This is a genomic window from Halobacteriovorax sp. BALOs_7 (assembly GCF_003612895.1).
Lineage (GTDB): Bacteria > Bdellovibrionota > Bacteriovoracia > Bacteriovoracales > Bacteriovoracaceae > Halobacteriovorax_A > Halobacteriovorax_A vibrionivorans.
In genome coordinates, this window is sequence record NZ_CP027772.1 from 2,842,508 (window position 1) to 2,864,859 (window position 22,352).

Genomic DNA, 22,352 nt, shown 5'->3' on the forward strand with positions numbered 1-22,352 from the left:
AATTAACTTAGATAAACATGGCCATCTTAAATAAGAAATTCACGACTCAAGTCTATGAGGTGACGTATTACGTTGAAGAAACTCATCAAGGGATGAGGTTGGATCAATTTATGCAGATCTATCTTGAAACGTGGTCTCGCCAAGAAGTGAAAAAGAGAATCAAGGCCGGTGATGTTCAAATCATTGATCGTCCAGGAAAGCCTAGGCCATCAACGACTCTCCACTATAAAGAAAAAATCTTTTTTCGAATCACAAGAACAACTCAAGAAGATGAATATTGGCGTGGTGAACTTATTGAGCTCGATGAAAAGCCTGAAATAATTTTTGAAGACAAGGAGCTTATTGTCATGAATAAGCCTCCATATATGGCCTGTCACCCAACTGGCCGCCACCTCTTTTACTGTGCCACAGTAATGTTTGAAGAAAAGTATGAGAAAACCATCCACTCAATTCACAGACTTGATCGTGAAACATCAGGTGTAATGATGCTTGGAAAAGATCCACAGATAGCAAACCTAATGGGTGAAGAATTTATCCATGATCGCGTTAAGAAGTGCTACTTCTTTATTGCAAAAGCAAATGAAGATTACAATGGAGCACAAGAATTCTTTTCAGATGAAAGACTTGGAGCTAGTGAAGAAGGATTAAAGCGAGTTTATATCGATTCCTTTCCCGTGGACTCTCATGAAGGAAAGCATGCCTATACTGACTTTAAAATTCTTTTTAAAGAAGGTGATTATGTACTTGGACTGGCCTTTCCTCAAACTGGACGCCAGCATCAAATCCGTGTTCACGCAATGCTTAGAGGCTTGCCACTATTAGGTGATAAGCTTTATCTTGGTTCATTTGAAATGTTTCAACGCTTTAAAGATAACTTGGCAGCACCAGAAGAATTTGATCAGATGGAGCACAATCGTCACTGCCTCCATGCCATCGGCCTAAAGCTTCACTACAAGGGTGAAGATCGCATGTATATCTCATCACTTCCAAAGGACTTCATCCCGCTAATTAAAGAGCGTTTTTCAACACCAGTAGATGAGATTGAAAAAACTGTTAAAGATAAAGCTAGAGATTATTTTTCAGGTAATTAAGAACACCACTTGGCCCAGCGTTTTCTTTTCCCTTTAAAATAATGTGTGGTTTTACACTTAAGCGATCCATAACTGCATCAATATTAGAAACACCAATTGAAGTCTTAACCTTATCAAACATTGATTGATCATTTAGACTATCACCAAAGTAGATAGATTCTTCTTCCATATTTAGATGTGAAAAGAACTTATTAAAGAGAACCTTTGTTGCATTTGCCTTTGATAGGTTTCCACACCAAAAGTTTAAGTGAACATTAGATGTTGAGTAATTAATCCCCTCTTCATCCATAAGGTGACAAATTTCATTTTTAAATTTCTCATCTTCAAGATCACATAATTCAATCGCGCGATCAGATACTCGCCCTAAAGAATCACTTGTTAAATTTAAATTAGGATACTTCTCTTTAAGCTTTACACAAAAAGCTTCAAGCTTTGCAAGCTCACTTTCTGGAACTAAGAATTCATTTTGAATAAGTCCATTCTTATCACGCCAACTAAGAGCTCCTCCGCCTTCTGAGATAACGATAGGTAGTGTTGAAAAGTGAGTGATTAGAAAATGTGCCCAAGAGATACTTCGGCCTGTTACGATAACAAATGGGATCTTTTTACTCTCAGCAAGATTTAAAATATCAAAAAGCTCACTGCTCATTTCTGTATGGTGAGTTAGTGTACCGTCAAAGTCTGAAAGTATAATCTTTGGAGTTGTCATCGAATGCCTCATGTAAAAAAGGCGGCCATTAAGCCGCCCTTTCTTATATAAAATTTTTGTAAGTAATTATAGAGGAAAAGAAACACCAGCTAAGAAAGCTGTAAATGAATCCTTTAGGCCAACTTGAACTTCCATTGTACCGTTTAGGTGCTTGAAGCCTTCAATTGGTAATTGTCCGTTAATCCCCGTGTTAAGACTCATTGTTGTTTCATATCTCTGAGTATCACCATTTAGTGATAGTCCTAGAGGAATTGAAGCATATGGATACGCTTCCTTACCCCAAAAAGAGAATCCCTTCGTTACTGTTGGAGCAATTGAAAGCTTTGTAACACCTTCATCAAACTCAGTAGAACGCTCAATCATCCCTTTTACAGAAACACGAGGTTGTTGCATATAATCTGGATACAGCTCATAGTCCGCACCAACAAATAGTCTTTGTGAACGATCACCACCAGAAATTCCTAGACCACCATCTACGATTAATTTCTCGTCTAATTTATGAGTGTAGCGAACTTGCATCCCCATTCCACCCTTATCTGATGTAATTCCAGTAAGTTCTGTAGCAATTGTCTTTGATCCGCTTAGCATTGGCATTGTCGATTGTCCGATCCCGTAAGCGAAGATTGAAGCTTGTGACAGCATCATTAATGATAGAAACGCCTTTTTCATATATTCCTTCCTAGTTTTTAGTAAACTCTTTAATCATTTTAATGCCTTGTCCTAACTATATGCAAGGAATTCCTAAGACACTTCGCACAATCCTTACACACAAAAGAATTACAGGTTGACTCATAAGGCCTAATCAATTATAAATAATTCCACATTCTTATGGTGACCGTAGTTCAGTTGGTAGAGCGCCAGATTGTGATTCTGGTTGTCGTGGGTTCGAGCCCCATCGGTCACCCCATTTTTCCCCTAAATCGAAAAATGGTCCTCCTCTACCACAAACCTCTGGTTTCCATACAATTTCAACCTTATTTCCCTTTAAAACTCTAATCTCTTCAATAAGATTATTAAAAACAGCTTTTTTAACTTCATTACTGGCCCTCTGAAGCTTATTGAACACATATTTCATAATCTCCTTCAGTGGCTTACAAGCTAACGACTCAGAACGAATGTCATCTCTCTTGGCTTGAAGTCCCTCTAATCGACTTTCTAGCTCATTCTTTCTTGCTGTCACTTTATTCATTTCTTCTGATAAAGTTTTGACAACTTCTTTAACTGCACCTGAGTCACCAATATGAGCAAGACTTGTTATAAGCCCTTTTAGCTCACCTTCTAATTCATCAATCTCAGTTTGAATATCAATAATACTAGAATCAACTAACTCAAGCTTCTCGCTTTTCTTATTAACAGCTTCTCTCATTAGAGAGGCCATCTCTTTATCATCTTCAAATTTTCTAAAAGAATTGATTACAGCATTTTCCAAGGCTTCTGCATCTAAACGTGCATCGTCTTTAGTTGCTTGGTAATAGATTTTCTTTCCCCCCATTGCTCCCGTATAAACATTTCCAGATTCAGACCTAACTAAGCCCGACAAAGGATAAACCCGATTCTTCCCTCTACGATTTGAGTTACCTGACTCCTCAATGCTTTTTATCTTTTTTTGTACCTGCTCAAACAATTCAACTGGAACAACTGGACCTGTTGGAAGGTCAACATACTCAGATGGACTATCGTCATTTTTGTCTTGAGGAACCTTAAGCTTACCAATGTATTTCTTATTCTTAAGAAGCCTAGTTAGGTACTCTCTATCAAAATCTCTATTTGTTTTAGACTTGTATCCAAATGTTCTTATCTCTCTAACGGCTTGTGCATAAGTAGAACTGTTTAAGAATATCTCCATGACGTGAAGAATAATTTTTTGTTCTCTTTTATTTATCTTCCAAACACCTGTTTTACCTTCCACTTTATCGAACCCAAGAATTACATTACCACCATGTATAATTGCATTATTCAGAACTCTCGAACGAATAGAGGTCCTTGTCCTCTCGATAATGAGACTTCTTTCAAATTGAGCAACAACAGCCATGATTTGAACAATCATTTCAGAGAAGATGTCGCCCGGTTCAAAATACAATCCATTCATGTAGATACAAACATTATGCTTCTTACATAATTTGAGTAACTCTAAGAAGTCTGAGATATTTCGAGTTAATCTAGAAAGCTCCTTTGCAAAGATAACGTCAACCTTCCCTCTCTTAATTAACTTAATTAGTTTTTTGTAGTTAGCCCTTTCTCTTGATGCTCCACTTACAGCCTTTGCTTCTGTTAGGTCATAAACTACTCTATGCTCGATACCAGTAGAAAGACTTTTTCCCTTAGCTAAACTCAAACAAATATTTCTTTGTTGCTCGGTTGAATTATGGTCCTTGCTCATTGTCTCTACATCTGAAGTACGACAATAAATGACACATCTTAAAAACTTCTTATCCTTCGTTACATTCATCAATGACTCCCCTTAATCCACTAACAAAAGAAATAGAATCCACATTCCCTGATTGAACATGGAAATCGACTCTAATCTTTCTTTTATCCTTAATTCTCTTTTGACGTTTTTGTTCGTTCACACAATTTTTACATCTTGAACTTAATTCGTGAGCACCTTTTTTATGAAAACTTGATAGTTCTAAGGCCTGCCCCTTTGACTTACATTCTTTATTACTACACACCTTCATCTGCATACTTTCTTTCTCCTAAAAAGAAAGCGAAGGTGGTTCTTCCTACTCAACGCTTATACTGAATCACATTAAACTTATTTAATTAATCTTCTTTGTTACTGACTGAATAACAGAACAAACTGCACCATCTTTAAAAATCACCTTCAACTCTCCCCAAGCACCTTTAAAGAAATAGTCATCTACAATTTCTTTAATTTCTAACAATGCTCCTTCATTAATCTCATTTTTCGCATGAGCATAATACCCTTCAGGTATAGCCCCTTCATTCATTTCACTTCTCATAAGTCCTCCTATTTTAGCTGATAGTAGCGATGGAACCTCGTTCCAATCCAATTTGTTATTTCATGCCAGTGTTTTGTATTTAATCTCCATAACCTCTTACCTGAAGCATGAATGTCATATACGTTATTGAACACATGACAATACAAACTCAATAACTCGTTACGCCTCTCTAAATTTTCAAAGTTCTCAAAGGGGATTACATCGAGGCATTCTAGTTCCCCCCCTTCAAGAAACTCACCTAATTCTTTCTTCATTGAAATTGTATAAGCAGTGAGAAAGCTTTTAAGATTAATTAATTCACCTTCAGGAATCTCAAAACTTGTTATCAAACAAAAGTGAAATGTACATAAGTTACAATAACTAGATTTTTTAACCTTGAAGCGAGAATTCAATATATCAATTAGATTGAAACTGGAAGATAACCTAACTTTCTCTCGGGCCATCCTTTCGTTACAACATGGACAATAACCATCCCCCTTCTTATTCATATCTATTAGCTGTTCAGCAAATAGAATCTCAAATAACTCATCCATATTCATCGCACTATTCCTTTGGGGGTGGTATTGTCCTTACAATGAGAAAGCAAACTATCGTTTGCATTCATCCAGTTGATGCAGTCGCTTGCATCATAAAATTCCTCTGAGGTTAGATTAAGATTGTGAGTATCAGATAATGACACTATTTCCTTGTTGATATATTTACTGCGTACATCTTTAAGCTCCCGAACGATAAGATGGTGATACATTTCAAATATTTTCTTGTAATTAGCACCACTCTCTACAAATGAATTTAATGTTGAAACTTCAACCAATTTAGACATCCATCTATAGAATGACTTATCTCCCGTACCTTTAGATTTGAGTATCTCAGAGAGTCTTTCCAGAGAATTACGTGCAATATCTATACTTCCATATTCAGATAGAATTGACATATAACCCTTATTAGTAATTGCCTTGCTAAAGCCACCACTTAACTCAACAAAAGATGCAAAAGACATAACTTTATCTTCAAAGTTTGGCACGATACTTCCATCAAAATTTGTCTTAATTTTTGCTTGTTCAAAATATGGTAAAACAACATCTACCATTTTTGGTATATACAAAGCAGAACGTAGAAATGATTCGCCTTCACCAAAGACAGCTTTGCATTTGTCCACAGTTTTTATTCTTATATCCTCTCTATGAATATTAGGTATTTTTATGCCTTCCTCTTCATAGATTGCTCTTAGCTTAGAATTTTCTTCAATTTGTTTTTTCTTATTGTATGGAACCCTTGAATGTGAGTTATTTGAATACTGAACTCCGTTACCTCTTAGTACAGGTGTCTTAAACTGCATCAAGGAACCATGAGCAAGTACTCTGGGAAGTAAATCTATATCCACCCCAAGCTCTTCTTCGATTTTTTCAATACTGACATCGACCTTTATCTCTGCAACTTTTAATTTACAACTTTTCAATTTTTCAGAATTAAGAATTAGGAAATCATTCTTGTTATTAAAACTTTCTATCTGGCTTTCAAAATTTAAGTGAGTGAATCCTTCATCTGGTGAAGATGTACGGCACGAGCTTGATGAAAGAGCAATCTTCAAGCGACCAGTCGCTTCGTTATAACCAAACGAACGAGGCAAAAGTGAATCTATTGCATAAAGGTTTCTATCCAGAGAAAGATAATTTTCGTTATATATAGAAGTAGTCTTTGCAAAAACTCTACGCCCACGTTTTACTGTTACAACTTCACTAAGTTCTATATCATCAATATAACCTTCAAACCAATCCAACTCGACTGAGACTTCTGACATATCCTTCTCCACACTTAATTACATGGAGGAACTTATGTACATTTTCACAAATTGATAATTCTTATCGATGGGTCAGATTGTTAAAGCTTCAATCTTTTAGTACTTAAAGAAAAGTCATCCTCAAGAGATTTGTTATGCCTAGAGAAAAATTTCTTCACTCTATTTGTGTTTTCGCATAATTTGCCAGAACCACAAGTTCCATCCTTCTTTAAAAATGGACATGTTTTTACTTTCGGATAATCTTTTATATATTTCAAAGGTATCAATTCTGTTCCAAAATATCTTGCAACGAATCCATTCCCACATGGAACTATGATATCTTCAAAAAAGTACTTTATAATCAATGAGTTAACAAAGGTATATTTGTCCTCATTCGTAACTTTACTAATATATTCATACTGCTCTAGCTCAATTAGATTGTTCAAAAATAAGTTCACAATTTCATCAAAAAAATACGAATTAGACTTCATTCCTTTTCTTCGTCCAATTTCTTCCGTCAGACTTCCAATAATGGCCATATCTATAGTAAACATTTCGTCAGGGTTTTGATTTCTAACAACAGCCTCAAACTTATTTAGTAAAAATACAATTTCATCATCTTTAATTAGTGAAAGAAACTTTATGTTTTGTATGTCAGGTATATACTTAGTAATATTCTTAGTATTTTTTAATGCTTTTAGCGTTGTATCTTGCCATGAAGACAAATTGATGAGAGGAACCTTTTCACCAAACAGCCCCTGTAGAAATTCTTTTTCATCGATTGATTTACACATTTCACGAAAGTCCTCTGTAACTTTCCGAAAGTTTCTTTCAGTATCAGTGTATTCGATTTTCTCTTTGGCTTTTCTGTATATATCAGATGTGTTGAGTTTCTTATTAAAGTAAACTTCCTCTCTATAAACATTTACTAGGAAGCTTCTTAATTTATCATCTGTATATATTTTTCGGCTTTCAAATTTACTGAATGTGGGATGCTTTTCATTAAGAATATTAGAAATAGTTGTTCTACTACGACCTGTACGTCTAGATATCTCAGAGATAGATAATTTCTCAGACTTCTTTAAAATAAAAATTTCTTCAATTTCTTTCCTAGATAAAGTCATTTGTCTGTCTAGAGCTGTTCCATATACCTTCGTCTTGAAGACATTTCAAAGACGGGCCTTTATTGAACTTATCGGACAACTTCTAAGTATCTTAAATCTTGTAAGATTTAAAAATCATATTCGTTACGAAGTCTTCTAAGGTATGAACCATGATTATCGCTATACTCTTTTTGATAAATAGAGCATTCTTTAGAACTGACAACTTTACTCTGTTTTCTTAAAGCCTCTGTTAGATGCTCTTGTAGTGTTTTTGAATTTTGAACCTCTATTCGATAAGCTCTCTTATAAAGCTCAGGATTTCTTTTCCAAGCTCTAGTCTGAGAAGATATCCCATAGTTTCTATGAATCACCTGTTCGTTTCTTTTTTCTTTTTCTAGTGAATAACTTGTTAAGCACTTTTTAAAAGTGTCATTGGCATACTGCTTATCGAGCCTATCCTGTTCTTTTCGATATACTTTATCTCTTTTAGTTTGCTGAATCTTAGCAAATCTCTCTTTATTATTTCCGATATAGCTATCAATGAGTGTGTTTAGGTTATCCTCTCGACGCTTCTTTCCAGATACTGTGACTAAAACATCACCATCAAATACTGATATATTCTTAAATTCGGAATGGTAAAGTATTTGAGATAGTCCAAATCCATCAACTCTAAGCTTCTCAAAGCACTTCTTATTTCCTTCGCACTTATCAAGACTCTCTTCAATCTTATCAATTCCATTTTTTAAGTCTTGTTTTGAAATATTTGCAAAGTAAATCGGCTTGCGAGTTGAGTATTTAACAAAAAACTCAAAAGTTTGAATTGGACTCTCATCTAGTATTTCTTTCGCTTTATGAAACTCTCCGAATCGTAGATTATTAATAACCTCAAGATAAGTTTGATAAGATTTCCTATCAACTGTAGGACCTGAAGCACAACTTGTAAGTAAACCTATAAGAACAAATAGCTTAAGCAACTTCATCGGACTTGATATCTTCATCATCACTTCTTTCCTTCGTTTTATTCTTTGGTTCTTCTAAATCTAAAAATGCCCCTGCGTGAATAGCAAGACTGATAACTAAGACAATTCCTCCAACAACAATAGATGCTCCCCAACCACCAGAGGAATGAACTCCCTTGGCCACGGTAAAGGTTAAGTACCCACACCATCCAAGGATAGACATTATGTATAGTGACTTAATATTAATGATGATTGTTGTTAAGACTAAAGTAAGACCTAGGCCCCACCAATTATCTATCCCAAGAAGAAAATATGTAACAAGTAGGTATTCAACTGTTACAACAAGCTTTAGCCAAGCTACTCCCATTGTTTCTACACTATTCATACTTCCCCCTCTAATTAACGATGCAAGCGTTTGCACTAGCGTTTTACTCTTCTTAGTATGACCTCAAAGACACCTGCGTTGATTTCATCTTCAAACTGATTAAGTGGATTCTTAACCTCAGGAACAGTCTCACTGAAGCATAGCTCATCAACGGTCACCCCTAAGCACTCTGCAACACACTTAACCTGTGTGATATCTTTTGCAGGTTTCCCCTCCATCCAATTTTGAATAGTTGAAGAAGGTACACCTGTTTCTTTAGCAAGTTTAGGAACTGACCAATCTAAATCAGCGAGTATTTTTCTGAGATTTTCTCTTAGCAGTAAATTCATGCTATTTAATCGGGTTTTAAGAGACATAAGGTAATACCTTCAAAGGTTAATCTTAAACCTCACGAGGCTTAAGGCTTTCCCTATGTTTCTTTAAAATTCTACAGACAGAACTTGGTGAACACTTCTGAATTTTGGCAATCTCCCTCATAGAAAGACCTTTTTCGGCCATTGCAATTACAGCGTCTCTATCAATACTAGGTTCTCTTCCTAGTCGAACACCTTTTGCACGAGCATTCATTAGGCCAATCCTCGTTTTTTCAGCGAGCATTGCTACCTCCATCTCACTAACTGCTGCAAGTATGGAAATCATAAGCCTTCCATGCATTGAATTAATCTTAAAGGATTCTGATAGGCTTAAAAATTCAACATTATAATTTTGGAGTAGCTCCATTGTTTCAAGTAATGACTTAAGAGAGCGTGATACACGACTTAGATTTGGAGTGATAATCATTTCAACCTTCTCATCTAAGACAAGTTGAATCATTTTATCAAATTCAGGTCTTGAGCTTAGCCTTCCTGAGTAGTTGAAGTCAGAGAACAGCTTATAGTTGCTTATTCCATTGCTCTCACAATATTTAACTAATGCCCTTTCTTGAGACTCTAACCCCTTTTCTTGATGAGCAGTCGATGTTCTACAGTACAGTGCTACAATTCGTTTCTTCATACTTCACTATAGCATCATGCGTAATTATTTTGTAATCACCGTGTAATTTATTTGTAATTGGCTAGAAACAGTTATAGCATTTAAGGAAATGAGGTAACTAATGGCAAAAAAACAAGGCAAAGGCCCTAATATAAAACCTGTGAAATACACTATCCCCACTCCAAATGAAGAGACAGTACCAATCTCACTCAGATTACCTGAATCTCTTAAGGAAAGACTTGAGGTGTTTTCTGAGGAGCAGGGAATAAAGTCATCTGACTTAATTAGACACATTCTTAAAGAATTTTTGGACGCTCAAGATTAGTTCAAGCTCAATTTAGGTGAGGCAGGTGCTTCCAGAAATTGAGCTAAGTGACTGTTTCAACGTTTAAAAAGAGCCTAATTCTTATACTTGTTTTTCTATTTGCACCAATTTTGTGGTCAAATCTAATCGTTTTTGATGTTAAATCGAACAAAACTGAAAAAAATTAACAAAGCCAACTCATTGGATTACTAAATATCTACCGTTATAGATTACAACTATTTCAAAAAGGTATTTTGCGCTTGTATCAATATCAATACGCATGACACGCATAATTAATTATTCACTAATCATCACGACCTGTTATTTCTTTATATCTCTTTAATGCTTCTTCGGGATTTTCTTGTGTATATTTATATATCTCAAACACTTCATCGTAACTCACTCTAAAGTTCTTTCCAGTCATCACACCATTAACAATAGACTGCCACACTAACGAATGTATCCAATCAAGAATTGAATTGAATAGGTCTTTAGATATTTTATCTCCATTCTTTAATCTTGCTCCCTCAACGATACTACTTAAAACCACAGTGATTTCTTTTGTATTATTAGAAACATAACGGATTATGTCTTCTCTATCTTTCTCTGATAAGTTTGGATTAGTGATAACTTCCCTTGTATAAATCTGATTCCATGACTTAACTAAGTCGGTAGTTCTCTTTTTAAAGATATTAAACATCTATACTCCTCTCCTCTAATAGTTTAGCTCCTATCGGAAGTAGTCTTAATATATTTAATTTAGGATGTGAGAGATTTACCAATCTTTAATTTTCACATAAGACTCATTAGATATTTGAGTAATTGAAATCGGTGGACCTTTTAAAACTTCGTCTGCTAATAAACTAGAATATGTAACTTTCTCTTTTAGATGCCTAATAAATCTAAACTCTATAACGACAGTATCCTTGGCTAACATTGCTTGCACTTCATCTAAGCTATACACAGACCTTTTACCAATAATTCTTATCATATCAGTAAAGTTATTAATGACATGAACCTTCTCAACAATACCTAGAGTTGTCAGATTCTTTTCATCTTGTGACCTATAAAATAATATCAAAGACCCCTCTGGAATATTTCGTGTCGGAGAATGACATAGATATACCTTCTTAATTGTATTGCCCGGTATCTTACTGTCTTTTAAATCTTCAAACAGAGGAAGCTGTACATCTTGCTGAGGACATAATTCAGGAAATAAAACATCATGATATTCAGGAATAATTGGTATTATATACTTATTGATTTCTTCTGACTCATAACAATCAGGCCAATAAAGCTTATGAAACTCTATTGGATTCATTGAAGGCACATCATCGGGAGCACAGAATACTTTATATAAAATATCCTCCTTTCCTTGATGTTGAATATCAGCTACCACAAATCCAAAATCAGCTAAGAAGTGAGTTAAGTGTACTTGTTGGCCACCAAACGCCGTAAGCCACAAGGATGTTATTTCATTTTCTACAGCATATAATAAAGCTGTTTTTAATATGAGCTCACCAAGTTTAGTGCCTCTATGGTTCTCAGATATTTTGAAAGTACATAGCTTTAAAGCTTTCTCGCCGAGTTCAGGGATACGGTCCTTATATTCACTGTCTAAGTTATATATACAGATACCTGCTATATCACTTTCTTCACCGTAGATAACCCATGCTTTTCGTCGCTGAGTACAGCATTTGTTGTACCATTTTTCAAAGCCGTCTCCATGAGTATAAGTTTCTTTTAGCGAATCAAATATTGGGTCATCTTTATCAATGTTATAAAGGAACAAATCTTGAACATGAGGTAACTCTACCTTTTGAGGTTCATAATTCCTTAATAGCCAAGTCTTGAATTCACTTATTGAAAATATTCTTTCCCTAAGGCCAGCACTTGCTCCTCGCTTATGAAGTCCACCATCCTCAGTAATAATAAAATCGGCACAATTTCTATAAAGGGCATATAAAATTAGACAATCAACTCGGTCATTTTCATTTCTAATTCCACCAAAAATTCTTTCAAGTTCTTTAATGTTAACAGTAGGAGGATTTTCTAGAGCAGGGTACTTGTCCCTAGAGGAATGAGTAAGCTTCCTTCTAGTTAAGTCCTTATCTCTATCAATGTCTTCCTCAGATGCGGGATGATGTAGTAAGGTAACACCATACTTCTGACATAGTTGAAACACTTCTGTGAATGGTTGTCTTAAAACACCTGTTTGTTTATCAGCTTCTTCAAACTGAATTAGGATATTCGTATCAATTAGACAATTAACTTTAGATTCCACAAATCAATAGTATTGACTTAAGCAGAAACAGGCAAGTATCTATACGATTGAGGTGCTTGAGTAACATTAGAGTGAACCTCAGCTAACATAATTGGCTTCTCATATCTTTTTGCACTTGAGACATGAATAGCATACCCCTCTTCATGAGAAGAATAGTATTTTTTGAAATCAGTCCACGAAATCATAGCCTTAGTTGCTGATTCTCGCCATAGGTCTTCAATGGATAACTTCTCTACCTTTTCGACCAAGACCTCACCAATAACCATTTTCTGTGGAAAGCTTGAGTATACATAGACCTTAGTTCCATTTTCTAAGTCCATTGGAAACTTCTTTCTAAGCTCGATAGTTTTTATCCCGTCCACCAACAAGTTAGCGTACTGAGGCTTAACACTTAGCAAAATTTCTTTTTTTGAATTTTCCATAATTCATTCCCTAGAAAGTTCCGTTTCTACTCTATATTTTATAACTACCTGAATTTAAAGTAAAGGCCCAGCACTAAATGTAAAAAAATTGCCTTCGGCCCAAATTTCGGGTACTTGTCAGTATTAGGTAATTTAATTAATTGGTACAGAATGACAACTCACAGCATGAAGTTATATTCATTTCCATTCGAGTTAATCGAGAGCGAAAAGAAACTCATTGAGATAAGGCTTAATGACCCAAAGAGACAACTTCTCTCCATTGGGGACTTTATTGAATTCTCCTTACTTCCAAATTTAGATAAAAAAATTACCGTCAAAATCACAAGTCTACACAAGTACCCTGACTTCGCCTCACTAGTAGAAGATACCCCCCTTGAGTACGGTGGCCCACACTGGAAAAATAAAAAAGAAGTTATCCAATCTGGCCTTGGTTTCTATTCAGAGGAAAAGGAAAAGAAATACGGATACCTCAAAATTGGGATTGAACTCTTAAAAAACAGGAACAACGCATAGTGAAATATCTAAGAAATGAATTAGCTACAACATTTATAATCACCTTATTTCTAACATTTCTTTATTATGCACAAATAAACTACTTTGCTGAAAAATATCATAATGAGTACCTCTCTGATAACTCAGGCTTTATTATTAGCGATAAAATTATTGAAAATAAAAAGAAATACTATGAAAGAAAAATAACAGAACTAACAAATAAAATTATAAACAAAGAAAAAGACTTTAAAGACGATGTTGCTACCAATAGATTATTATCAAATTACAAGCTTGCTCTCGACACAAAAGACCCAAACCTCTTGAACAATCTTGATACAAATCTCCCTAATGATTTCATACTTACGATGAAAAAATCAGTAACAGGAGAAGTAAAAATCCAAGGACGAAACAACCTAGACGCATTAATTGAAATAGCGAAACAAAGCGTAAATGAATCTAAAAAGTCATTAACTGAACTATCATTAGATTTTTCAAAGTACACGAGAAAGACAAAAAATACTCTTCTTGAACGAGCTGATTTCAACTACTTTAGTGTAGTAACTTCGACAACTACAGGATATGGTGACATAACCCCGCTAACAAACAGGGTAAGGGATTTAATTAAGCATCAAACTATTTTAAGCCTAATTTTAATTGGCCTAATTATTTCTTCGACAAGTAATCTGATGTCTATTTTTATAAAAAGAATATCAGTTACATAAATCCTTAGGTTAAATACCCATAAATACTATGAAGGAAATAATTCATTTTTCATTATTTCTTCTAGCTCTCTCACCATTTCTGATATTTCGTTATACTCTTTTTTTAAATCACTAAACTTTACACCAGATGTAGATTTCCCAAACAGATACCAAGTTTCAAGTCCAGCCCAGACACTCCACTTTTTTTTATATATAGCACTTACTTGTCTCTCTATGTTAGATGAGACAAAGAGTCTTTTAAGTAAGAAATAGTTTTTTGACTTCGTTATTGTTTCTTCAACATCATACAGATACTTAACATTTAAAGCCTGCTTTATCTCATTACTCCTATCACTGGATTGAGTTTTAACTAAGCTTACAAGGCGTTCTATTTCAGCTTCTTGAATTTCTTTTGATTTCAACACTTTTTCTAGCTCACTCTCAGAAATAGAATTCCAATCCTGTGAATAATAACTATAAAAGAAGTAAGACATAGAACCTTCACTTATAACCAATGATTGATATAGTTCAGGGTAGATTTCCTGAATACTTTCGGAGTGATATCTAACCTTACTTATCTCAACACTTAGGTCATGTTTGATTAATTCCTTCTTTGTATCAAGTTCATGCTTGTATCTTTCAATATCCTTACTTACATCCTTCTCAAACCAACCTATTATTTTCTTTTTACATAACCACAAAAGAAAAAATACAAGCAAGGTTGCTAAAGAAGAAGAACGTAAAGTATTTACTAATAAACTATTGTCCATAATATCTCTTTATTATTAACTATGTTATCACTTTGCCATATACTCACAGAGCGTTTTAAGTTCTTTAGACTCTGTGTTACTGCAAAGCTTCTTTGTATTCCTCAAAGCATACTCTTTAGTATCAGGATTTCCTCTATCCATTAGAAAAGCATTATAACAATTATAGAAGTCTTGATTATCACAGCCTCTTCTAAAGTATCCCATTGCACTTTGTTTATTTTCTTTACTACTAGAAAGATAGCCCATAAATCTACAGCTATCCCAATTATTGGAACTACACTCTGAATCCCAAACTAGGCTTTGGGACTTCCAGAAGTCGTTTCCTTTTAAGTTAATTAACATTTTCACATCGAAATATCTTAGCTTTGAAAAATCATCTAAAGACCTAAGATAATTAATAGGAGTCTCATACCTAAGGAATTTAATATCACTTACCCATGGAATATCAAAATAGCCGTTGTATGAAATATAGCTCACCTCATCATCTTCTTTTAAACGTGGATACTTATCGTTACAGAAAGACCCTTCTTTAAATTCCTCACCTGTTTCCCAATGAGCCAAATGAAAGCAAGTCTTTGCTCTTCCTTTTCGATTTGTAAATTCGCCTGCGAGTGTAGATATTCGTTCAACTCCTGTAGAAGAATCTAGCTTAATATTTAGATGCCCTAAAACAAATATCAGTGTCATGAACATAAACATTCCTGTAAATGTATATCCAACATACATTCCAGTTTTTCCAATAATCTCTTCTACTTTAGGAAGACACAAATGAAGAGTGTAAACACAGCAAACAGTTAGTAGTAATGAGTAGTATACAAAAGGCAAAAGAGTCATGATTCCATCTGTAGATGTAGTCCTCAAGACAAACATAGCACCAATAAATGAAATACCACCTAAGCCATATATAACAGATGCCCAGATATTTCTTTTCTTTCTATTCTCAGGGGCAGCTAATTTTTTCACGACCTGTTTCTTTTCTTCAAGATGCTTTTGTTGAACTTTACTACTTAAATAAATAATTAAGAATAGTACAATTATTAACCCGCAAAACCTTAAGTAGTCTTCTGCTTCTTCAAGGTTTCCAGAAACATACTGACTTATGAAAATCATTAGTGGCATAAATAAGATGGCCACACCTGTCCACACTTTCGCCATTGCTTTGGGCTTACCCTTAGTTAATTTATCATCTACATAGGTCCGTGATTTTAATTTACTTAAAAGCCACTCTTGAAGCTCAAAGAATTCGACTTCATCCATGTGAGTTTGTTGAATAGTGATAGCTTTTTTCTCACCTCTGATTTTGAAATGTATAAGAGGGATACCATTTACATTCGACTCAATATCATCCTCAAGGTCTTCTAACTTAATCAATTTACTTTTATGACTCCATAATCCTATGGGTAATAAAATTGAATCATCATAGACAACAATCTTTCTTTTAAATCTATTATTTAAATAGAGAGCTATACAAAAACCAAAGGATAAAAGAGTCAATAATCCCTTTATCCAATCAGGCTGAGTAATCGTAATATAGCCAAGTAGTAGCGTTACTCCTCCAAATATAACCAGTGCAATTATGAGATTTCCAGTTGTTAAACCAAACTCATATTCCTTTACTATCGTTTTATCTTTTGAGCGAATCATTTCTTATTTACCTATTCGACCTTGATAGAAGCTTATTCCAAGAGTAACAAACGAATCCTTTAGTGACCCATTTATCCTCATTAACAATACCTTCATCAAATATTGGTTTAGTATATGCGTGGGCTTGGATAGATGAAAGTTGCTTTTCTAAGTCCTCAATTGCATCCGACCTAGATGTTTGATAAGAAGAAAATAGACCGATAAAGTCACAACCATTTAACTGATTCTCCTTCACCAAGCTAACATTCTTAAGCCTCTTACTTGTTGCGATATATGGAAGAGGAAATTTCTCATAACAACCTTCCTTCTTTTCTATTTTCAAATCATGCTCTATTTCAAACATTGTCTTAGAACCACATTCTCCTACAACTCTATGATTAGAATTCCAATATAGCCCAGAACCACTGTTATAAATGAGTGTTCTCTTTCCCTCATAACATTCCCACAGGTAGTAAGATATACCAGACTCTCCACTACCCATTAAACAAGAATGGTCAGGTTGAACTTTCATTGGGTATCTAGTCCATAACTGCTCAGTGAATACAGCACACCCCATAAGGGCAAACATAATCAAACATAAACATAATTTCATTATAAAATCATATCATGCTTTCAAAATGACAAAAGGGTATTGATATAGTGACATTTTTTTCACTTCACTACCTAAGGGAATGTGTTTTAAGGACCCATTAATGCAATCGCTTACACGAGCTTTTAAATTATTCATTAAACTCTTCAATTTCTACGACTATAGATATTCAATTAAAGCCTTCCATATTTATAGAGAGCGTATTTATGTGCCTCTAAGCACTAATTACATTTAATAGCATGGATAACTGAGTCAAAGATAAAGCTCTTTTTCTTGTACACCTCGAAAAAGATTCAAAATGGACCGCTGAGATGTAGCGAGGACTCTACTTTTTTCTTTATTTAAAAGTTGCTTCTGAATAGATACTAAAAGCTCACTGTGACTCTTTACTGTCAAATCAGAAGCATCTTCTATCACAAATAGTATCTCGTCCTCTTTACTACATTCATAATCGAATAAAGATATTCTCTTACATTGGCCATAATCCAAATTTAAGCCATCATCCCAGTCATAAACATATACTGAGTCATAAACTTTAAGAACTTCAGCTTCATTTATGACTTTTCTCAGAAGTTCAGTTTTACCAGTACCAGTTGCTCCATATATAGTAACAATCTGATATGAAGCTTCCTTATCGACTAAAAGATTTAGTGTAGTTTCAACGGATTTGTTCCAATTTACAGACACACTAGATTTAGTATCCATACATACTCCTTTCTAATAAGCTGATAACAATTTAAGAGATATTCCTTTTGGCGATAATTTGATAAACGGTCTTCCCATGCCACCCACCTTTTCCTGTCTTTGTAGGGACCTTCATCGTATTCAAAATCTCAGCAATCTTTCGATAGCTATATCCCTTATCTCTTAGTTCAATCATTTTCCTTATGGCCTCAGACTCTCTCTTATGTTCAATGACATTTCGCTTCTCAACCCTTTCTCCATACCCAAGCCCTCTCTTTCTTTTTTGATTTGACCCCACTGGTCGTAGCTCTATGTCACATTCCTTTAGACGCTTCATAATGGTAGTTCGAGAGGACGCCACAGACCTCGAAATTTCGGCACAACTGAGGCCTTCTACGACATATTTTTGATAGAGGAAATCCCTAGATAAGACTTCAGGTTCATGAAAAAAGTCAATGATATTAGATATTTCAGAAGGTGGACGATATTCTTGATTAACGGGATGTTGATGACCCCATTAAAAAAAGCCCCCTCATCCGAGGGGGCTTTTTTTATTTGTGGATGAATGATTGGGTTTTGTAGCAACGACAAAGTCGTGGGTGGCCCTCACGATGAGGGTCCCCCGCGAGGCCACGATGGCCGCAAAGCGGGGTCACCAGCTCTGCATTATTTCAAAACCTTTATAAGAACAATAACTTATTTCAAAAATCTAAAGAACAACTCAATATCTAAATATAATCTGAATTTAGTATATAATTAACAAATGAGAGAGTTTTTCACAGACATCTTATACGAAGTTTTTGCGAATACATTGTATTACTTAGGCTCATTCATAAGGTGGATATTTTCAGATCGAAGAGAATCCTTCAGTCATTTCCATTCTCGTAATGAGAAAAAATGGTACGATATTTTTATCTCTGTATCCGTAACTGTTATCATTGGTTTAGTTATCTACTATTGCTTTATTATAGTTACAAGAAATTAGCTGTGTTAATAGAGAGGATTGATATAAATGAGACATTCTCTAAAGTACTACCTAATAAAAATATTATATATAATAGGAAACTATATAAGATGGATATTGAGCGGAAGAAATGAGAGTTTCAGAAGCTATCATCGTAAAAGAGACTTATATTGGTATGATCCCTTGATCTCTTTTTCTATATTATTAGTTATAGGTTTTATTATGCGGGGATTATATTTGAATTTCATACAAACATAGATGAATAATTCAATCTAATTCTCTTACGCATAGCCAACGAAAAGGCACCTGGAACGATTACTCGAAGTCCCAACCAGAAACTTTCGACATTTTGGCCACAATCTGAACCAGACAATAATCCTCATAAGTCTTGAATTGATTTTTGGGTTTATTTATTACCGAAAGAGGACGACCACGCTTTTGTTTTTTTTCTTTTCTTGGCCGAGGAGTGAATGTTCTTCCACATAATTTGCAGAGATACCTTTGAACATAGTTACTTCCTCGCCTGAGCTTTCCATATTTCCTTGCTACACTTTTTGATGGTCGTGATGACCTCTTTCGACAAATGCAATCGCTTGCACGAATGTTCCTCGTATCCATTTAACTATTTTATAAAAGTATAATGTTCACAAGTAAACGGAATTAAAATCGAGAGGTTAGCTGGATGCAGACGATTGCACTAATCTAAAAGAGATGTGAAAGTATCAAATTTCTTAACGGTTTTTTCAAACTCATCTTTGGATAAAAGTGAATGTTTTTCTTTAGGTTCAATTATTTTACCATCAAACTCAACACCATGAACGTCAACCGCACCAAGAATAAGTTGGTCATCTTGCTCGCAGTTATTCAAAATAAATTCAATCATTTTAGGAGAATTGACCTCGTCTTGATCTTGTTGATTTGGAGAATCAATAATCAACGGACAAAATGAAGTAGTTGAATACTTTCTAATTAAACTCATTATACTAAAGTAATAAGCTAACAAGGCTCTCGGCTTATCACTCCCAGATTTATCCAACTTATTTGAAGCAGGGTCTTTGTAATAATCCTCTTTCATTTTAACATCTAGGAAATTTAGTGAGCTCTTCATTTTCATAAAAAAGTCATTCTTAATTTCGCTAATTCTCTTCTTATCCTCGTACTGCTTCATCTCTTTGGTTATATCTTTAATATTTTGAATCTTTTCAGCTTGAGTTTCTTTTTTATCATGTATTGTCGATTGCAGTTCCTTTATGAACTCTTTCCGCCCCTCATATTTTACATAGTCTTGAAACAGGACCTTCTTCTTTTTTTCCGAAAGAATTTTTTCCAGCTCATTTGATAGGATTTCGATGTCTTCAACCTTATCTTTCTCTAAGTTAATTTTTCTCTCAATATCAGTATATTGTTGTAAAAGTTCACTTTCGTAACCCTTTAGGTCACCAATATCAGCGGCCACTTCTAATCTATTTTCAAACTCATTTTCAAACTCTGTTTTACAAAGAGGGCACTCAATATGCTTAGGAGCTGTTTTTAGAAAGTCTAGGTCGGAATCTCTGCCTTTAATACCGTCCCTCAGTTCAGCTAATTGATGCTGATACACAACCTTCAGCTCATTAAGTTTTAGAATGTTCCACTTATATTTTTGTTGGTTCTCTTTAAGCCTATTTAGTCTTTCTAGTAATTCTTCAATATCTTTCTTGAAATCATCAACATTAACCTCCAAGTCTCCCGACTCTTTCTGCTTTCTTCTTTGTTCAAGCCAAGTTGAGTCAAGAAGCTGTATTTCTCTTTCAAGAGTATCTCTCTCTAAAGACAACCTACTTTTTTCAATGCTCAGTTTATAATATTCTTTCGGCCTAATACCTGTATGGTATTCGATAGTTGGAACTCTGAAGGCTCTGAATTGTTGTAAATTTTCAAAGGAACTAAAACTCTTTCCCCATCCCTTATCCTGATCAATATAAAAAGGTAAAAACAAGAATGCGGGCGTAGCTAAAGAAGACTGTCCATTTTGCCCCGCCAAATAAAGATGAAAGTCGAATATCTCTGCGAGTTTTGGAGATAGATCATTGGTTATGGAGGTAGTTTTTAAAATTAGATTGTTGTCACTATCAAATAATGCAAACAGGCTTCCATCTCGATAAAGTGTATAATTCACATCATTTACAACAAACTCAACAAGAGTTTTAACTCCTGCCTCAATCCATTCTGAGTCAAACTTTACTTCAGCCCCTAACGAATAGAATAAGCTTTTTATTAAATGTGATTTACCAACATCATTAGCTCCCTTTATCAGGTTTTTCTTCAGGGAGAATGTTGTCTCTAGACCCTTTCTTTCTTTCAAAGAAAGTAGCCAAAGAGCTTTTACTTGTAACCTTTTCATTTTTTAAATTACGCCTATTTATAACTAAATTTTTTAGTTTCCCTTTCTTCTTAACTTTCAAAGATTTCATATATCACCATCGCAAACAACTCATCTTCATTCATACAAAGCACTCCGATTTTTTCAATAATGTCTTTGTCAGCCTTTATTGTTTTAAAACAATCTTCGGCTTGGTCATATAAAGTTGCTTCTTTTGTACCAACTGCTTGAATTAACTGGGAAACACTCTTTAATAGTAATCCGAAATAGTGCGGCCTGGCAATTCGCAAGTTGTTAATTCTTCTAATCCCAGATTTAATCGGCCTGATAGTGCTGAAGTCTTTATCTTCAGATTGTAGCTGAGACTCTATTCTATCAATTAGTTTTTCTAATGTTTCATAATTCAAGCTTGACTCAATTACAGATTTGAATTGCTCTTTATTTAAGCACTTTTCTTCTTTTAGCTCATCAACATCCTTTAGCTCATCTTCATACTTCAATCTTCTTTCTACTTCATTCGTTAATGACAAAAATAAAGTTAGTGGGGAATATTTAGACTTTGGATATTTTGAATCGACAAACGAGACCATTTTTCCTTTTAAACTTTCATCTCTATCCGTAACTTTTATGGGAAGCATTGATAGTCTTGATGAAGTTATTTGAGACAAGTCATTAATACCTTTTCCTGAAAGATGGTTAGTTATTTTTATTGACTCATCATTATGTAAATCACTGAACTTTAATGTTTCATTTGAAACTACTTTTCCATCGGAGGTTTTTCGAGCTTTTAATTTCTTATTGGATACAAACTCTAATTCTTTAGCTTTAAATTTATCTCCAATCTCAAACATTTTAGACAATATCGAACCACTTTCTTTTTCTTCCTTGATAAGAGCGTCTATTGTCCACTGGTTACTACCTGTCTTCATTTGGTAATAATTACCTTCAAAACTACTATTTGATTTCAAGTAAAGAATGAAGTCTTCTAGGTAATCAAAAATTGCTATAAAATCATCGCAATTATCAAATTCATTAAAGATAATTGCCAAAGACTCACAGGCTTGCCAACTCAATCTATTAGAAGCTCTAGCACCTGCGAGCTTGGCAGGTGACTTAACCTGCAACATAGATTTTAATATTGAATCAAGGTTTTTCAAATTCTCTCCATTGAACTTAC

General features: G+C 34.5%; 25 protein-coding genes, 1 tRNA gene and 1 pseudogene. 5 read left to right on the plus strand and 22 right to left on the minus strand.

Annotated elements, in window-relative coordinates; translation table 11 throughout:
- Positions 1-17: 17 nt before the first annotated feature.
- Complete coding sequence (locus BALOs_RS13450; protein WP_120405468.1) at positions 18-1,091, plus strand: RluA family pseudouridine synthase; 1,074 nt, start codon at positions 18-20, stop codon at positions 1,089-1,091.
- Here BALOs_RS13450 and BALOs_RS13455 read toward each other — a convergent pair.
- The gene (locus BALOs_RS13455) at positions 1,066-1,800 is read right to left on the minus strand and encodes an HAD family hydrolase (protein ID WP_162929697.1); all 735 of its coding nucleotides are present in this window, start codon (positions 1,798-1,800) and stop codon (positions 1,066-1,068) included. The genes BALOs_RS13450 and BALOs_RS13455 overlap by 26 nt on opposite strands.
- Before the next feature lie 66 nt (positions 1,801-1,866).
- The gene (locus BALOs_RS13460; RefSeq protein ID WP_114705722.1) at positions 1,867-2,469 is read right to left on the minus strand and encodes a hypothetical protein; all 603 of its coding nucleotides are present in this window, start codon (positions 2,467-2,469) and stop codon (positions 1,867-1,869) included.
- 162 nt (positions 2,470-2,631) lie between these two features.
- On the opposite strand from BALOs_RS13460, the gene BALOs_RS13465 reads away from it, so the two are divergent.
- Positions 2,632-2,707, plus strand: a tRNA-His gene (locus tag BALOs_RS13465).
- Positions 2,708-3,406: 699 nt separating this feature from the next.
- Here the strand turns inward: BALOs_RS13465 and BALOs_RS15575 are convergent.
- The 10 genes and pseudogenes from BALOs_RS15575 to BALOs_RS13515 all read right to left on the minus strand — a co-directional run.
- Positions 3,407-4,249, minus strand: a pseudogene (locus BALOs_RS15575) (recombinase family protein); the annotation flags it as partial.
- A complete protein-coding gene (locus BALOs_RS13475) occupies positions 4,230-4,484 on the minus strand; it encodes a hypothetical protein (protein ID WP_120405470.1) in 255 nt (84 codons plus the stop codon). The pseudogene BALOs_RS15575 and the gene BALOs_RS13475, both read right to left, overlap by 20 nt.
- 75 nt (positions 4,485-4,559) lie before the next feature.
- Entirely contained in the window at positions 4,560-4,763 is a 204-nt protein-coding gene (locus BALOs_RS13480) for a hypothetical protein (RefSeq protein WP_120405471.1), read from the minus strand.
- Between the two features lie 8 nt (positions 4,764-4,771).
- Positions 4,772-5,296: a hypothetical protein gene (locus tag BALOs_RS13485; protein ID WP_162929698.1), complete on the minus strand. Its 525-nt coding sequence runs from the start codon at positions 5,294-5,296 to the stop codon at positions 4,772-4,774.
- A gap of 2 nt (positions 5,297-5,298) precedes the next feature.
- Positions 5,299-6,561 carry a hypothetical protein gene (locus BALOs_RS13490; protein WP_120405473.1) on the minus strand — a complete coding sequence of 421 codons (1,263 nt, stop codon included), beginning with the start codon at positions 6,559-6,561 and terminating at the stop codon, positions 5,299-5,301.
- Between the two features lie 80 nt (positions 6,562-6,641).
- Positions 6,642-7,664 carry a helix-turn-helix domain-containing protein gene (locus tag BALOs_RS13495; protein ID WP_120405474.1) on the minus strand — a complete coding sequence of 341 codons (1,023 nt, stop codon included), beginning with the start codon at positions 7,662-7,664 and terminating at the stop codon, positions 6,642-6,644.
- Positions 7,665-7,771: 107 nt separating this feature from the next.
- The gene (locus tag BALOs_RS13500; RefSeq protein WP_162929699.1) at positions 7,772-8,644 is read right to left on the minus strand and encodes a hypothetical protein; all 873 of its coding nucleotides are present in this window, start codon (positions 8,642-8,644) and stop codon (positions 7,772-7,774) included.
- A complete protein-coding gene (locus BALOs_RS13505; RefSeq protein ID WP_120405476.1) occupies positions 8,610-8,987 on the minus strand; it encodes a hypothetical protein in 378 nt (125 codons plus the stop codon). The genes BALOs_RS13500 and BALOs_RS13505 overlap by 35 nt, the downstream gene beginning before the upstream one ends.
- A 35-nt stretch (positions 8,988-9,022) precedes the next feature.
- The gene (locus BALOs_RS13510; protein WP_162929700.1) at positions 9,023-9,316 is read right to left on the minus strand and encodes a helix-turn-helix transcriptional regulator; all 294 of its coding nucleotides are present in this window, start codon (positions 9,314-9,316) and stop codon (positions 9,023-9,025) included.
- A gap of 52 nt (positions 9,317-9,368) precedes the next feature.
- Positions 9,369-9,980: a recombinase family protein gene (locus tag BALOs_RS13515; RefSeq protein ID WP_120405478.1), complete on the minus strand. Its 612-nt coding sequence runs from the start codon at positions 9,978-9,980 to the stop codon at positions 9,369-9,371.
- Positions 9,981-10,080: 100 nt separating this feature from the next.
- Here BALOs_RS13515 and BALOs_RS13520 point away from each other — a divergent pair, with 100 nt between their 5' ends.
- A complete protein-coding gene (locus BALOs_RS13520) occupies positions 10,081-10,284 on the plus strand; it encodes a CopG family transcriptional regulator (RefSeq protein ID WP_120405479.1) in 204 nt (67 codons plus the stop codon).
- Between the two features lie 283 nt (positions 10,285-10,567).
- On the opposite strand, the gene BALOs_RS13525 is transcribed toward BALOs_RS13520, so the two are convergent.
- The 3 genes from BALOs_RS13525 to BALOs_RS13535 all read right to left on the minus strand — a co-directional run bounded on the left by BALOs_RS13525 (position 10,568) and on the right by BALOs_RS13535 (position 12,969).
- Entirely contained in the window at positions 10,568-10,963 is a 396-nt protein-coding gene (locus BALOs_RS13525; protein WP_120405480.1) for a hypothetical protein, read from the minus strand.
- A 75-nt stretch (positions 10,964-11,038) separates the two neighbouring features.
- Positions 11,039-12,547, minus strand: a complete 1,509-nt coding sequence (locus tag BALOs_RS13530; RefSeq protein ID WP_120405481.1) for a GNAT family N-acetyltransferase — start codon at positions 12,545-12,547, stop codon at positions 11,039-11,041.
- A 17-nt stretch (positions 12,548-12,564) separates the two neighbouring features.
- Positions 12,565-12,969 (minus strand): ASCH domain-containing protein, encoded by a 405-nt coding sequence (locus tag BALOs_RS13535; protein ID WP_120405482.1) that lies wholly within the window; start codon positions 12,967-12,969, stop codon positions 12,565-12,567.
- A gap of 165 nt (positions 12,970-13,134) precedes the next feature.
- Here BALOs_RS13535 and BALOs_RS13540 point away from each other — a divergent pair, with 165 nt between their 5' ends.
- A complete protein-coding gene (locus tag BALOs_RS13540) occupies positions 13,135-13,482 on the plus strand; it encodes an ASCH domain-containing protein (RefSeq protein WP_120405483.1) in 348 nt (115 codons plus the stop codon).
- Positions 13,482-14,183 (plus strand): potassium channel family protein, encoded by a 702-nt coding sequence (locus BALOs_RS13545; RefSeq protein ID WP_120405484.1) that lies wholly within the window; start codon positions 13,482-13,484, stop codon positions 14,181-14,183. Before BALOs_RS13540 ends, BALOs_RS13545 begins: the two co-directional genes overlap by 1 nt.
- A gap of 26 nt (positions 14,184-14,209) precedes the next feature.
- On the opposite strand, the gene BALOs_RS13550 is transcribed toward BALOs_RS13545, so the two are convergent.
- The 7 genes from BALOs_RS13550 to BALOs_RS13580 form a co-directional block, all read right to left on the minus strand.
- Positions 14,210-14,932: a hypothetical protein gene (locus tag BALOs_RS13550; RefSeq protein ID WP_120405485.1), complete on the minus strand. Its 723-nt coding sequence runs from the start codon at positions 14,930-14,932 to the stop codon at positions 14,210-14,212.
- A gap of 27 nt (positions 14,933-14,959) precedes the next feature.
- The gene (locus tag BALOs_RS13555) at positions 14,960-16,576 is read right to left on the minus strand and encodes a hypothetical protein (RefSeq protein WP_120405486.1); all 1,617 of its coding nucleotides are present in this window, start codon (positions 16,574-16,576) and stop codon (positions 14,960-14,962) included.
- Positions 16,577-16,583: 7 nt separating this feature from the next.
- Entirely contained in the window at positions 16,584-17,168 is a 585-nt protein-coding gene (locus tag BALOs_RS13560; RefSeq protein ID WP_162929701.1) for a hypothetical protein, read from the minus strand.
- Positions 17,169-17,417: 249 nt separating this feature from the next.
- Positions 17,418-17,870: an ATP-binding protein gene (locus tag BALOs_RS13565; RefSeq protein ID WP_120405488.1), complete on the minus strand. Its 453-nt coding sequence runs from the start codon at positions 17,868-17,870 to the stop codon at positions 17,418-17,420.
- Positions 17,871-17,901: 31 nt separating this feature from the next.
- Complete coding sequence (locus tag BALOs_RS13570) at positions 17,902-18,186, minus strand: recombinase family protein (RefSeq protein WP_120405489.1); 285 nt, start codon at positions 18,184-18,186, stop codon at positions 17,902-17,904.
- Positions 18,187-19,510: 1,324 nt separating this feature from the next.
- The gene (locus BALOs_RS13575) at positions 19,511-21,196 is read right to left on the minus strand and encodes a hypothetical protein (protein WP_120405490.1); all 1,686 of its coding nucleotides are present in this window, start codon (positions 21,194-21,196) and stop codon (positions 19,511-19,513) included.
- A 50-nt stretch (positions 21,197-21,246) separates the two neighbouring features.
- Complete coding sequence (locus tag BALOs_RS13580; RefSeq protein ID WP_162929702.1) at positions 21,247-22,332, minus strand: dsDNA nuclease domain-containing protein; 1,086 nt, start codon at positions 22,330-22,332, stop codon at positions 21,247-21,249.
- Positions 22,333-22,352 lie beyond the last annotated feature (20 nt).